A 13,054-nucleotide genomic window follows, 5' to 3' on the forward strand; every position below is an offset into this window, starting at 1 on the left:
CAGGTCGCTACCGTGAGGAGGGCATGACCGATGGCGCATGTGGTTTCGCTGTTCCGCTACCCCATAAAAGGCTTCGAAGGCGAATCGCTCGACCGTGTTTCACTGGTCTGCGGGCAGGGTATTCCCGGTGATCGTGTCGTAGGCATCACCCGCAGTGGAGCGCCCGAAGGGGCCGCCCCCTTCCAGCAACTGACCACCAACCCGGAACTGGTGCACTTCGTGCCTGGGCGTCGCGAGGGGTCGGCCACCCTCCATGAGCGAAGGGCAGCCAGTGCCGGTGACCTGTTGACTGACCCTGAGAGGCTCGCCGAACGCTTCGGTGCGCACACCCAGGTCATTCAGCGCGAGGATGGCCTTGGGCACTGGGACTTCGACGATTCGGCCCTGTCGATCATCAACGTCCGCACGGTGCAGGCCTTGTCCACGGCGCTGGGCATGCCGCTGGACCCCATGCGCTTTCGGGCCAACCTGTACATCGAGGCCGAACCGTTTTCGGAGTTCGACTGGCTGGGCAGGGGGGTCGACATCGGCCAGGCCCGGCTGTCGATCGTCCGTCCCACCAAGCGCTGCAGCGCCACGTCGGTGAACCCGCAGACGGGGGCGCTGGATGTGAACCTGCCGGCGCAGCTCAATCGGTATTTCGGGCATCTGTATTGCGGTGTGTATGCGCGCGTCGAGCGCCCAGGGGAGCTGGCGCCTGGCGATGCGGTCAACCCGACGCAACACCCCTATCCTGCACCATTGGCCATCGCGACACGGGTGCCGAAGGCGCCTGCCCTGGTCTCGTGGCCACGCCCTGTCGAGGTCGTCGACATCGTCGAAGAGGCACAGGGCATTCGCTCGGTCTGGCTGCAGGACAGTCTCGCCGGGCTGGGCTCGTTGGCCGATTTCGTGGCGGGCCAGCATGTCGCGTTGCATCGGCTGACGGCGGAGGGCGCCTGGCGGCGCTATACCGTCTCGGGCATCGAGGGCAATCGGCTGCGCCTGACCGTGAAGCAGGGCGAGGGTGTCGGCTCCAGGGCCCTCCATGCCCTGCGGGTCGGTCAGTCGCTGCAGTTGAGCGGGCCCTTCGGCCCCTCCAGTATCGATCTCCAGAGCCCCGCGAATCTGTTTCTCACGGCAGGCATCGGCATCACGCCGACGATCACCAAGCTGCAAGCGCTCGTCGACGCCGGCTACGACCGGCCCGTGCAGGTCGTGCACAGTGTGCGCACCGCTGACGAGCTGGCGCTGTGGGCCGAGGTGACCGCGCTGCTGAGACGGCTGGCAGCCGGGACTGCCACGCTGCACGTGACCCAGGGCGCCGAGGGCATCGAAGGTGCGGTGGCGGGCCGGCCGGCCATCGATGCGTTGATCGCCGACGCAGCCGCCCGTGGCGCGGCCATCCATGTCTGCGGGCCCGAGGGTTTCCAGGCCCAGGTCCTGGCTTGTGCGGAGCGCGTCGACAGCGTCGAACGTGTGCACATGGACAGTTTCGCAACGCCGGATACCGCGGTAGAGATGCGCCCGATTCCCGAAGCCGGCCCCTTCACCGTGACCTTTGGCCGCTCGGGGTTCTCTGCCGTCTGGCATCCGGCGGACGGGACGCTCTTGAACTTTGCCGAAGCCAAAGGCCTCGTGAGACCGGCCCATTGCCGCGCCGGGCTGTGCCAGACCTGCGCGTGCACGCTGCTGGAGGGCGAGGTGTTCACGCTGACCGGCCCAGCCAGGGGTCGGTCAAGGCAGGCGCTGTTGTGTGCCGTCGTCCCGGCCAGTGATCTTCGTCTCGACTGCTGAGATCGCCCTCGGCCTGGCGTGAGCGCTGACCCCGCACGGCCAGTGACGACGGCGCGGGCTCGAAGGGGTGTTACGAGGTCTGTGTCGGCCAGTTCGCCAGGATGCGCTGCCGCAGCGCCTCGGGATACGCCTGCTCGAACGAGGCATGCAGGTGCCTGTCTTCAGGCTGGAGCGTGTCGAAGACCACCTTGGGGCCACGACGCGCTTCGTACTCCGCCTCCCGATAGCATTGCGGCAGACGCACGATGGGCTGGTCTTCGAACACCGCGCGGCGACCCGTGGGGTGTACGCGTGTAGCCAACGCCCAGACCACATCGTCGATGGAGGTCGGATCGATGTCGTCGTCCACCAGGTAGATCTGCGGCACGAACAGCATCGCATCGGTGTTGAACAGCACCTCGCCTACGCGCTGGGCGAAGGCCTCGCTGGAGACGCCTGGCAAGCGTTGCCGCCAGTCCCGTGGCGCGACTGCCAGGAACCAGTGCACGGCCGCCGGCTCGGGCGCCCAGACGGTAGTGATGGGCAACCCAGCGTCTTGCAGCCGGCTCAAGGCGTCGGCGGCGATGCCGATCGCCCAGACGGTGTGCGACTCGTCCGTGGGCCGCCCGGCGACCACCAGCGGCCAGATCGGATCTTCGCGGTGGGTGATGGTCTCGACATGGAAGGTCGGCTGGGCGGAAGAGCCGGTGCCCAGGTACCCGCCATACTCGCCGTAAGGGCCTTCCAGGCAGTCGCGCTCGAGGGAGACATGCCCTTCGATGACGATTTCAGCCGATGCCGGGACGTCGAGATCGACGCTGATGGCCTTGACCAGTTTCACCGGCTCGCCCGCCAGTGCACCGACGAAGTCGGCTTCGTCCACCTCGGCGGGCAGCGGCATGCCGGACAGGCACGAGATCGCCGGGGCTGGCCCCTGCACCAGGGCATAGGGCATCGGTTTGCCCAAGGCGACCCACTCGCCCCAGATCTGCCCGATGTGCTGGCTGGGCACCATCAGGCCGACCATGCGCTTGCCGTCGACCTTCATGACCCGTGCGATGGACCAGTTCACCCAGCGGCCATCGGGCGTCTTGACGATCAGCGTGCCCCAGGTGTTGGCGTAGCGTCCGCCGTCATGGTCATGGGCGAACGGGATGGGAAAGCGGTCCAGCGTCGCCTGCTCACCGCGCAGGACGTGCTGTTGGCTGAGGGCGTGCCCGGCCTCCACGCGTACCGGCTTGATGTAGGGCACCCGGCGCGTGGCGGCGAGGGCGTTGACGATGGCAGGGCCCGTGGACTGCGCGGGCAACCCCAGCGAGAGGGCGACACGGGCATAGGGCATGTCGGGCCGAGAGCACAGCGCGGCGGGCGCACCGAGGATACGGAAACCCGGCGCCACGCCCCGAATGTTCTCGAACAACGGCGCTGGCGAGCGGATCTCGTAGCTGCGCCGGGTGATGGCGCCCGGTTCCAGATCGCCGTCGACTTCCCGGTGGATGTGCATGACATCCCCCAAGGCGTCCAGGGCGGTCAGATAATCCCTCAAATTGTCGAAATACGGCATGCTTTCAGGCTCCATTGAAAGTCAAGTGGGGGGTGCGCTACTGCGACGCCGAATAGGGGCGGCGATCGTCCGCCTCGCGGCGCGTGCGGATCAGGCCACCGCACAGCACGCCGACCTCGAACAGCAGCCACATGGGCACGGCGAGCAGCGTTTGCGAAAAGATGTCCGGTGGGGTCAGGACCATGCCGGCGACGAAGCAGCCGATGATCACGTACGGGCGGGCCTTCTTCAGGGCCTTGACCTCGACCACGCCGATCCACACCAGCAGCACCACGGCCACAGGGATCTCGAACGCGACGCCGAAGGCGAAGAACAGGGTCATGACGAAGTCGAGGTAGCTAGCGATGTCGGTCATCATCGACACGCCCTCTGGTGTGGCGCTGGCGAAGAAACTGAACATCAGCGGAAACACCAGAAAGTAGGCGAACGCCATGCCGGCGTAGAACAGCAGGATGCTCGACACCAGCAACGCCAGGGCAATGCGTTTTTCCTGGCGGTACAGCCCTGGCGCGATGAACCCCCAGACCTGCTGCAGAATGAACGGAATGGCCAGGAACAGCGAGACGGTCAAAGTCAACTTGAACGGTGTCAGAAACGGCGAAGCCACGTCCGTGGCGATCATCGTCGCATTGGCCGGCAGGTGCTCACGCAGCGGCGCGGACACCAGGGTGTAGATCGGCTGGGCGAAGGAGAACAGCCCGGCGAAGATCAGGAAGACGGCCGCCACGCACCGCAGCAGACGCGTACGCAGTTCGGTCAGGTGGGACACCAGCGGCATGGGCGGGTCGAGTCGCAAATGATCGGTCATGGGGTTCGCGGTGACCCCGTCTGTTTGGGCACAGCAGACGCTTGAGCCGAGGGGGCCTTCGCGAGCGGCGCGGGGGGCAAGGGTGGGTGAGCGCCGTCGGTGCCCAGCTCGCGCTCGACCTCGGCCTTGATCGCACTCACGCTGCGCTTGAACCGGCCGATCCACAACCCTGCCGTACGCGCCGCACCCGGCAGGCGCTCGGGGCCCAGGACCAGCAGGGCCACCAGCGCGACCAGCGACAGCTCGCTGAAACTGATACCGAACATGCTCAGACGTGCTGCTGTGGCTGGGCGCTGGCCTGCGCCGTAGACGTGGATGCAGAAGGGGCCGGCTGAGCCGTTGCGCTCGGGGCATCCCCGTCATCCTTCATGGCCTTGCGAAAGCCCTTGATCGATTCGCCCAGGTCGCCACCCAGGTGCTTCAGCTTCTTGGTGCCGAAGACCAGGACGACCACGCCCAGCAGGACGATCCAGTGTTTCCAGTCGAAAATACCCATGATGCTCTCTGTGTTGTCGTGCCTTGCAGGCAGGGTTGGACAGGCCGGTGCGCTGGGCACCGGCCTCTGGGATCAGGCTTCCATGCCTGCCTTGGCCTGACCGGTGCGCAAGGTGAAGTTCACGCCGATCGACAGCATCGGCTGGGGCGGATTCCAGTTCGGCTTCGGTGCGGTCAGCAGGAAGTCGGTCAGAGGCTCTTTCTTACCGGCCAACAGGTTGGCCAGCAGGGTGCCCGTGGCCGTGCCGCGCACGGTGCCCAGGCCATTGCACGCCAGGGCGCCATAGACGTTCTCGCGCAGCTCGCCGAAGAAGCCCGCGCCATTACGGGTCATGCCCAGGCCACCGCCCCAGGTGTGCTCGAACGGCACGTCGGTCAGGGTCGGGAAACGACGTTCGAACGACAGGCGATGGGCTGCCCGTACCTTGTCGGTGTAGCCGTCCTTGGAGCGGCCGTCCGGGTTGAAGCTGAAGCTGTTGCGCACCAGGATGCGGTTGTCGTGCGTGCGGCGCAGGGTCGAGCCGAACGGATCGGCCGGGATCACGCCCCAGAAGGGCAGGCCACCGATGCTGGCCTGTTCGGACGCCGTCAGCGGACGGGTCAGGCTGCCGTAGGTGAAGATCGGCAACATGCGGTTTTCCAGGAAGCCGAAGTGCTGACCGAAATGGTTGTTGCCCAGGATCAGCTTGTCGGCCGTGATGCGCCCGGTCGGGTGATGCAGCACGATCTTCTGGCCATAGTCGACGGCGGTGATCACCGTGTCCTCGTACAGCGTAACGTTCTCCGGCAGGCTGTCGGCCAGGCCTTTGACCAGGGCCGAGGGCTGAACCAGCATGGTGCCGGGGGTGTACAGCGCCTTGCGGTAGAACGACGTGCCGATGTGCTCCTTGAGCTCATCGCCCTCGATCAGCTGGACCTTCTCGCCCAGCGCCTCCAGGCCGCCCCGGTAGGCATTGAGCACGGCGATCCCTTCGTCCTCGATGGCCGCCTGGTACTTGCCGGAAGGGCGCAGATGCGCATCGACGATGTTGTGCTCGGCCACCAGGTCGCGAAGGATGCCCTGACCGCGTTGGTTCAGGTGCAGGACGTTTCTGGCGTTGGCCTTGTCACCGATGTAGTCCGGCGCGCCGATATCGTGCGGCACGTCGATCAGAAAGCCCGCATTGCGGCCCGAAGTACCGAAGCCGACTTGCTGGGCCTCGACCAGAATCACCTTGTCCTGAGGGAAATTCAGGGCCAATTGACGTGCGGCCGCCAGGCCGGTGAAACCGGCGCCAATGACGACCCAGGGGGCCTTGTCATCGCCGATCAGGGGCGCCTTGGGCTGACGCACGCGGCTGGTGTGGAACCAGCCCGGCGAGGCATCGTCACGCGGCAGTGCATCGACCCGCACCAGCGATGACGGATCGGCCGGAATACCGTTATCGAGCAGTGCAGCTGCTCCACCGGCTGCCACGACACCGGCGCCGACGCCAGCGCCAATCAGTACGTTCCTGCGAGTAACGGCCATTTACATCCATCTCAATCGAAGTGGTTGGGAAGCGGCGACGGCAAGCGCCATCGCGTCGAATTCGTCCATCGTCAAAGCCGACAGAAGACAGGTCTGTGGAGAAAAGAAGTCCTATCTATATGAATTCAATGTGTATACAGATTGTATGATGTTGTTTCAGGGTGCGTCAATCTGACTCGCCCTGAGGCGGATCGCCCATTGGCCAGACGAGCAGGGCAGAGACGCCTGCCCTTGAGGTACAGGTGACTCGTGGATTCAAGGAAGGGGATCGAGAGGGAGCTGAACAGCGGCAGGCGATGGATATCGATAGGCCGAAACGGGCGCCAGGCAGCGCCCGTTTCGGTGTGCATCACTGCGCGTATTGAGCCTTGGCGAACGTCGCGATAGCGTCGGCCATGGCCTTGGGCTGCTCGGGCGCCATGGCGTGCCCGGCGTTCTTGAGCACCACCACCTGGACACGATCGCCCAGCATGCTTTTCAGCACGCCCGAGAATCGGCGCGGGGCGACCGTATCCGCCTCGCCCTGCAGGTCCAGGATCGGTGCCTTGCCGGCGGCGAAATAGTCGTCGACCGGGGTGGAGTTGCGCGCGTGGGACTCGGCGTCATGGGTGTCGTGGTGCCATCCGTCCAGCCAGACACGCGGGTCGTTGCCAGGGGCGAAGAAGGCTTTGCGCAGATAGACCAGGCGCTGCGCCTCGGGTAGCGACAGGTCACCGGCGCCATCGATGGCCTGGCGCATCTCGGCATTGATGGGCTTTTCGGTCGACCCAGGCGGGACTTTCCCAGCAGACGCCGCGGCGAGCACGACGCCACGCACCAGGTCGGGCCTGTCGGCCGCCAGTTGCCGCGCGGGGAAGTTGCCCCAGGCATGCCCTACGACGACCACGGGGCCTTGCTGTTCGTGCTCGACCACGGCCGCGATGTCCCGAGCGAAGTCATGCACGGACAGGCGCTCCATCGGGCCCTTGCTTTGGCCGATACCCCGGGGCTCCGGGCGCACGACCCTGAACCCGTCCTGCTGCAGGTAGTGGGCGACCTGGTCGTAATCACGGCCGGAGCGCCCCAGCGAGGGCAGCATCACGATGATGGGGCCTATGCCCTGGGAATTGACCTCGATTTGCACGTTGTCATAACGCACGACGTCCTGGTGCACGGCATCCTGTGCAGGCGGGGTGCTCGCCAGGGCGATGGACGCGGTCAGCGTCAGGGACGCCGCCATGAGGAAGCGGGATAACGGTTTCATGGCTGTTTTCCTTGGGCAGGTTGCAGGGGGGCAGGCTCGAGGCCGCTCTGCTCGAGCAGGGCATGAGCCTCGGGGCTGTTGAGGTAGGCGATGAATCCACGTGCGGCCTCGGCGTTACCGGCGCCGCTGGCCACGGCGGCGTAGAAGCGGCTGACCTTCTGCAGCTCATCGGGAAGCGGGCCCAGGTACTCAACGCCCGGGGTCACCTTCAGCTCGCTGATCTGCTGCATGCCGATGTCCGCTTCGCCCCGGGCAAGCGCCGTGCCCACCAGTTCCTTGCCCTGGATTTCGACGGTTTTGTGCCTGACCTGATCGGCGATGCCCAGGCGAGCGAAAAGCGCGGTCCGGATGTAGACCCCGCTTGCGCCTTGGGAATAGGCGATCCGGTCGGCGCTCAGCAGGGCCGTGCGCACGTCCGACACCGTGGACACCGGCACACGGGGATGGCCTTTGGGCACGCCTACGCCGATGCGGGAGTCGGCGACTTCGCGGCGTGTCGACAGGTCGAACACGCCGGTCGGACCGAGCAGATCCAGGGTCTCGCCAGCCATGATGGCCAGGTCCATGGGCTCCTTGTGCTCGATCCTCTGCGGTATGGACTCGTGCGAGTCGCCCATCGAAGGCCCCCAGCTGATGCGCAGGGTATTGCCACTGGCTTTCTCGTACGCCGGTTGCAGCTGGGCCATGGCCCCCTTCAGCGCGCCACTGGCGATGACCTTGAGCTCGGACGCCTCGACACCGGCAGAGAGGGTCAGCAGGCTTGCAAGGCCCGTGGAGAGCAAGAGCGGAGCAGATCTTGTTTTTTTCATTGAGCTACCTTCGAAAGGACGCCTTCAGGCGCCGCGAGTATTGACGAACAACGCGTACAACGAGGTGGTGGAGGCCATCAGCAGGCGATTGCGCCGCGGCCCCCCGAAGCAGAGGTTGGCGCAGCGTTCCGGCAGGTCGATGTGCCCGATGGCGGTGCCGTCAGGTGCGAAGATCCGCACGCCGTCCAGGCCCGGCTCGGGAGCACCCCAGCCGCACCACAGGTTGCCGTCGACGTCCAGGCGCAGGCCGTCGGGCAAGCCGGTGCCGGCGTCGATCAACATCCGGCGCTCGCTGAGCGAGTGATGGTCATCGACGCTGTAGGCCACGATACGGCGCGGGCGGGCCCGTGATTCGACCAGGTAGAGCGTCTTCTCATCGGGCGAGAAGGCGAGCCCGTTGGGGCCTTCGAGGTCGTGTGCAACGCAGCGAAGCGTGCCGTCCGGCGTCAGGCAGTACACGTTGGCCGGCAGCGCCGCCTCGCCCTGACGCCCCATGTAATCGCTGACCAGGCCGAACGGCGGATCGGTGAACCAGATACTGTCGTCCGACTTCACCACGATATCGTTCGGGGAGTTGAGCGGCTTGCCCTCGAAGTGACTCGCCAGCACGGTGACGCTGCCGTCGTATTCCGTGCGTGTGACACGCCGCTCACCGTGTTCGCAGACCAGCAGCCGGCCTTGTCGATCACGGGTCAGGCCATTGGCCTGATGGGCCGGTTGACGAAACGTGCCCATCGCGCCCGTGGCCTCGTCCCAACGCAGGATGCGGTCGTTGGGCAGGTCGGTGAACAGCAGGTAGCGGCCGTCGGCGAACCAGACCGGTCCTTCGGCCCAACGCAGGCCGCCACCCAGGCGTTCGACCTTCGCATGGGCGAGTTGGTAATGCGCAAAGCGTGGATCAAGCGCCCGCACGGCCGGATCAGGCACGCGGGGGCTTGGACGCCACTCTCTATCGTCCATCGGGATGTCCTTCAGTGGTTGGGCGTGCAGAACTCAGCGGTACAGACGGGCCGGGTTGTCGACCAGTACGGCCTGGGTCAACGCCGGGCTGTCGCAGACCTGCTGGATGAAGTCGAGCAGCAGGCCGTCGTCGGGCGGCGTGCCCTTGATGTTCGGGTGCGGCCAGTCGGAGCCCCAGATCGCCCGCTCGGGGGCGTACTGCAGCAGGTCACGCACGGGATTCAGGGCCTGCGGCCAGGGCCCCGGCTGGCCCTGCATCGCGCGGTCGACGCCGGACAGCTTGATCCAGCGGTCGGGCCGCTCGAGGTGCGTGCGCAGGGCGGCAAGTGCGGCCCGATCGAGCGGCGCCGTGAAGTCGGGCCGCGCCATGTGGTCGATGACCAGTGGCGTTTCGAGGGTCTTCCAGTGCTCCAGAAACGGCAGCAGGGTCGGCAGTTCCCCGTGCACCAGCACGTGCCAGCCGAAGGGGGCGACACGTTCGGCCAGGCGCTGCAAGGCCTGGGGGTCGCGCGCCCCGGGCAAGTGCCCCATCAGGTTGAAGCGGATGCCCCGCAGCCCGCCGTCGTGCAACGCCTGCAACTGCGCCTCGGTGGTGCTCTCGTCGATCAGGCCGACGCCACGGTAACGGCCGCCACTCTCGGCGATCGCGGCCAGGATGGCAGTGTGATCGGTGCCATAGGGCGCCGCCTGGACCAGCACACCGTGGTCGATGTCCAGGCGCTGGTGCAGCGCCGACAGATCGCTGAAAGGCGCAGGATCAGGGGTGTAGGCTGCGTTGGCGGGAAGTGGAAAACGCGCCCAAGGTCCGTAGATATGGGTATGGCAGTCCCACATTCCGGACGCCGTGGTTGGACTGTGCATGGTGGCTCCAAGGGTCGGGTGGATCATTCCGCCGAGCAGGGCGACGCCGGTTGCAGCGATCGCCGTGCGCGTGATGAACAGGCGACGGGACGCCTGGGCCTGGCTGTGTTCGTCCATGATCACCTGCTCGTGTGGGTGTCTGTTCAAGGAGGGGGCCCTGGCAGGCCCCCGTCGGGATCAGCCGCAGCGCACGGTCATGCCGCCGTCGACGACGATTTCCGTGCCCGTCACGAAGCGTGCTTCGTCACTGGCCAGGTACAGCGCGGCGTAAGCGGTGTCACGGCCATCGCCCATGAAGCCCAGCGGGATGCGTGCCAGGCGGGAGTCGAGCAGCTTGCCCACGTCGCCGCCCGTGCGCTGACCGGCAAGGCGTACCTCGACCATGGGGGTGTGCAGCTGGCCCGGCACCACGGTATTGACGCGGATCCCTTTGGGTGCGTATTCCACCGCAGTCACACGACCGAGCTGGATGACGCCGGCCTTGCTGGCGGCGTAGGCCACTTGCGCAGAGCCGGTGAAGCGGATGCCGGACGTCGAGGCGGTGTTGACGATCGAGCCACTGCCTTGGGCTTCCATCACGGGAAGGACGTGCTTGCAGGTCAGGTATACGCTTTTCAGGTTCAGGGCGATCTGGGCGTCGAAGGTGTCTTCGGGCAAGGCGACGGCGCCACCGGCGGCGGAACCGCCGACGTTGTTCACCAGAATGTCCACGGTCCCATAGGCATGCGTACACGCCTGGACCATGGCCGCGACCGCCGCGCTGTCGGTCACGTCACAGGCGTACGGCGTGACCTCGCCACCGGCTTCGCGAATGCGGCCCAGGGTTTCTTCCAGGGCGTCCAGGTCACGGTCGACCGCGAACACGCGGGCGCCTGCCAGGGCGAACAGCACGGCGACGGCACGGCCATTGCCCCAGCCTGCGCCGACGCAACCGGCACCTGTGACGATGGCGACCTTGCCTTTCAGGCGATCGCTGGTGGGAATGACTTCAGTCATGGGGTGATCCTCAATGCGATGGGGTAGGCAGTTCGGGAGCGACACCCACCGGTGGCGGCACCTCGAATACCTTGATGGTCATGGAAATCAGGGTGTAGTAGCCGGCGATGCCCACTAGGTCCACGGCGGCCTCGTTGCCCAGCAGCGCCGTGAAGGCCTGGTAGAGGTCGTCGCTGACACGGCGGGTGTCGTGCAGCTCACGGATGAAGCGGTACACCAGGGCTTCGTCGGGCCTGCTGAACACAGGCTCTTCACCGTCGCGGATCGCGTCGATGATCGCCGGGGCCAGACCGGCCTCCAGGGCGAAGGGCTTGTGGGCCGCCCACTCGTATTCCGCCAGCCAGTGACGGCCCATGAGCAGGATGGCCAGCTCGGAAAGACGCGGCTCCAGGCAGCTGTCATAGCGGCAATAACGTCCGAGGGCCTGGGCGCACTCGGCCAGCTCCGGGCGGTGCAGCCAGAGGGCGAGCGGGCCGCGCACGCCTTTTCTCGGGCCATTGGCGATGCGGTCATAGACGGCACGTTGCGCATCATTCAGGTGGTGCGGGTCGATCGGGGGCAAGCGGTTCATGGCCATTCCTGTTACGAGTGCTGGGTGTGCGATTCGACGGGGGCGTGGGTCTTGGGCGCCGTCTCGGGCATGACGGCCTGGGCCGCGCTGGCCTGCGAAGGCCGCAGCAGGCTACGGCCTGGGGCACGACCGGTTTCGCGTTCGAACGCCGCCGGGTCGAAGGCGCCTTCCCAGCGGGCGATGGCGAAGACCGCGATGGTGTTGCCGACGATGTTGGTCAGTGCGGTCGCGGTGGCCATGATGCGGTCGATCCCGAACAACAGGCCCAGGCCGCTCAACGGCAGGGTCTGGACGGACTGCAGCGTGGCCGCCAGCTTGATGAACGCGCCGCCGGCGACGGTGGTGCCTCCTTTGGAGGTGATGCTGAGGATCGCCAGCAGCCCGGCTTGCTGCCACAGCGAGAAGGGCGTGTCGGTGGCCTGGGCGATGAAACCGATGGCGATGGCCATGTAGATGGCGGTGCCGTCCAGGTTGAAGCTGTAGCCGGCCGGCAACACGAAACCGACCACCACCTCGTCACAGCCGGTGCGCTTGAGTTTCTCGATCAGGCGTGGGAACGCGACCTCCCCTGAAGCGGTACCGAAGACCAGCAGGATTTCATCGCGGATCAGCCGCAGCACGGCCATGAATGGCAGGCCCACCGACCAGCTGATGGTGCCCAGCACACCGAACACGAACAGCAGCGAGGCGGCGTAGTACACGCCAATGAGCTTGAGCAGATAGAGGAGGGTGTCGCCACCGTAGCTGCCGATGGCGGCGGCCATGGCGCCGAAGGCACCGAGCGGGGCCAGCTTCATGATGAAGCCAAGCATCTTGAACAGGATGGTCTGGGCCTCGCCGATCGCCCGCACCGCCACCGACTCCGGCCCGCAGGTGCGGTTGATGGCGATGCCGGCGAGCATCGAGATCAGCAGGACCTGGATGATGTCGCCCTTGGCGAAGGCATCGACCAGGGTATGCGGAATCAGGCTGAGCAGGTAGGTGACGATCGAGACCTCGCCGGCCGCGGCGGTGGCCTTGATGGCCGCCGCAGGCTCTTCCATCCCGGTCGCGTGTAGGCCTACGCCAGGCTCGACGACGTTGACCAGCACGAAGCCGATCAGCATCGCCACGGTGCTGACGACTTCGAAATAGAGCAGCGACTTGATGCCCAGTCGCCCCAGCTTGCGCATGTCCTGAACATGGGTGAGGCCGTGCACCAGGGTCACGAAGACGATGGGGGCGAGCATCATTTTCAGCAGGGCGATGAAGGCTTGCCCCAGCGGTTTCATGGCCGTGGCCCAGGCAGGCGCGGCGAAACCCAGAATAACGGCAGCGACAAGTGCGATCAGCACCTGGACGTGGAGCTTCTTCAACTGGTTCATGGTGAGTCCTCGCCCTTTGGGTGGGCGTCATTGTTCTTGTGATTCGCTGGCAGCGCGTGGTCATACCCCTCTGCCTAGCTATTGGAGCCGAGCATAGAGCTATGGCGTAGTCCGCACA

The 13,054-nt window shown here is 66.1% G+C and carries 12 protein-coding genes and 1 pseudogene; 1 reads left to right on the forward strand and 12 read right to left on the reverse strand.

From position 1 onward, the window contains the following. The first annotated feature begins 30 nt into the window (after positions 1 to 30). Positions 31 to 1,776 (forward strand): hypothetical protein, encoded by a 1,746-nt coding sequence (locus tag APT63_09980; protein AMA45929.1) that lies wholly within the window; start codon positions 31 to 33, stop codon positions 1,774 to 1,776. Positions 1,777 to 1,846: 70 nt separating this feature from the next. Here the strand turns inward: APT63_09980 and APT63_09985 are convergent, their stop codons facing one another. The 12 genes and pseudogenes from APT63_09985 to APT63_10040 form a co-directional block, all read right to left on the reverse strand. After that, a complete protein-coding gene (locus APT63_09985) occupies positions 1,847 to 3,319 on the reverse strand; it encodes a ubiquinone biosynthesis protein UbiD (GenBank protein ID AMA45930.1) in 1,473 nt (490 codons plus the stop codon). A 37-nt stretch (positions 3,320 to 3,356) separates the two neighbouring features. Next, the gene (locus APT63_09990; GenBank protein ID AMA45931.1) at positions 3,357 to 4,127 is read right to left on the reverse strand and encodes a twin-arginine protein translocation system subunit TatC; all 771 of its coding nucleotides are present in this window, start codon (positions 4,125 to 4,127) and stop codon (positions 3,357 to 3,359) included. 95 nt (positions 4,128 to 4,222) lie between these two features. Then, positions 4,223 to 4,393, reverse strand: a pseudogene (gene tatB / locus APT63_09995) (preprotein translocase). A gap of 2 nt (positions 4,394 to 4,395) precedes the next feature. After that, complete coding sequence (gene tatA / locus APT63_10000) at positions 4,396 to 4,623, reverse strand: preprotein translocase subunit SecA (protein ID AMA45932.1); 228 nt, start codon at positions 4,621 to 4,623, stop codon at positions 4,396 to 4,398. A gap of 72 nt (positions 4,624 to 4,695) precedes the next feature. Further along, a complete protein-coding gene (locus APT63_10005) occupies positions 4,696 to 6,018 on the reverse strand; it encodes an oxidoreductase (protein ID AMA47853.1) in 1,323 nt (440 codons plus the stop codon). A 463-nt stretch (positions 6,019 to 6,481) separates the two neighbouring features. Further along, the gene (locus APT63_10010) at positions 6,482 to 7,375 is read right to left on the reverse strand and encodes a hydrolase (GenBank protein AMA45933.1); all 894 of its coding nucleotides are present in this window, start codon (positions 7,373 to 7,375) and stop codon (positions 6,482 to 6,484) included. Beyond that, complete coding sequence (locus tag APT63_10015; GenBank protein AMA45934.1) at positions 7,372 to 8,184, reverse strand: ABC transporter substrate-binding protein; 813 nt, start codon at positions 8,182 to 8,184, stop codon at positions 7,372 to 7,374. The genes APT63_10010 and APT63_10015 overlap by 4 nt, the downstream gene beginning before the upstream one ends. Positions 8,185 to 8,208: 24 nt before the next feature. Further along, positions 8,209 to 9,144 carry a gluconolactonase gene (locus APT63_10020; GenBank protein ID AMA45935.1) on the reverse strand — a complete coding sequence of 312 codons (936 nt, stop codon included), beginning with the start codon at positions 9,142 to 9,144 and terminating at the stop codon, positions 8,209 to 8,211. Positions 9,145 to 9,177: 33 nt separating this feature from the next. Next, positions 9,178 to 10,005, reverse strand: a complete 828-nt coding sequence (locus APT63_10025; protein ID AMA47854.1) for an amidohydrolase — start codon at positions 10,003 to 10,005, stop codon at positions 9,178 to 9,180. Positions 10,006 to 10,182: 177 nt separating this feature from the next. Then, positions 10,183 to 11,001, reverse strand: coding sequence for a 3-oxoacyl-ACP reductase (locus tag APT63_10030; GenBank protein ID AMA45936.1), 819 nt, complete (start codon positions 10,999 to 11,001; stop codon positions 10,183 to 10,185). Positions 11,002 to 11,011: 10 nt separating this feature from the next. Beyond that, positions 11,012 to 11,572, reverse strand: coding sequence for a carboxymuconolactone decarboxylase (locus APT63_10035; protein AMA45937.1), 561 nt, complete (start codon positions 11,570 to 11,572; stop codon positions 11,012 to 11,014). A gap of 11 nt (positions 11,573 to 11,583) precedes the next feature. Then, positions 11,584 to 12,936 (reverse strand): C4-dicarboxylate transporter, encoded by a 1,353-nt coding sequence (locus tag APT63_10040; protein AMA45938.1) that lies wholly within the window; start codon positions 12,934 to 12,936, stop codon positions 11,584 to 11,586. Between the last annotated feature and the right edge of the window lie 118 nt (positions 12,937 to 13,054).

The organism is Pseudomonas monteilii (assembly GCA_001534745.1).
Classification (GTDB): Bacteria; Pseudomonadota; Gammaproteobacteria; order Pseudomonadales; family Pseudomonadaceae; genus Aquipseudomonas; species Aquipseudomonas alabamensis.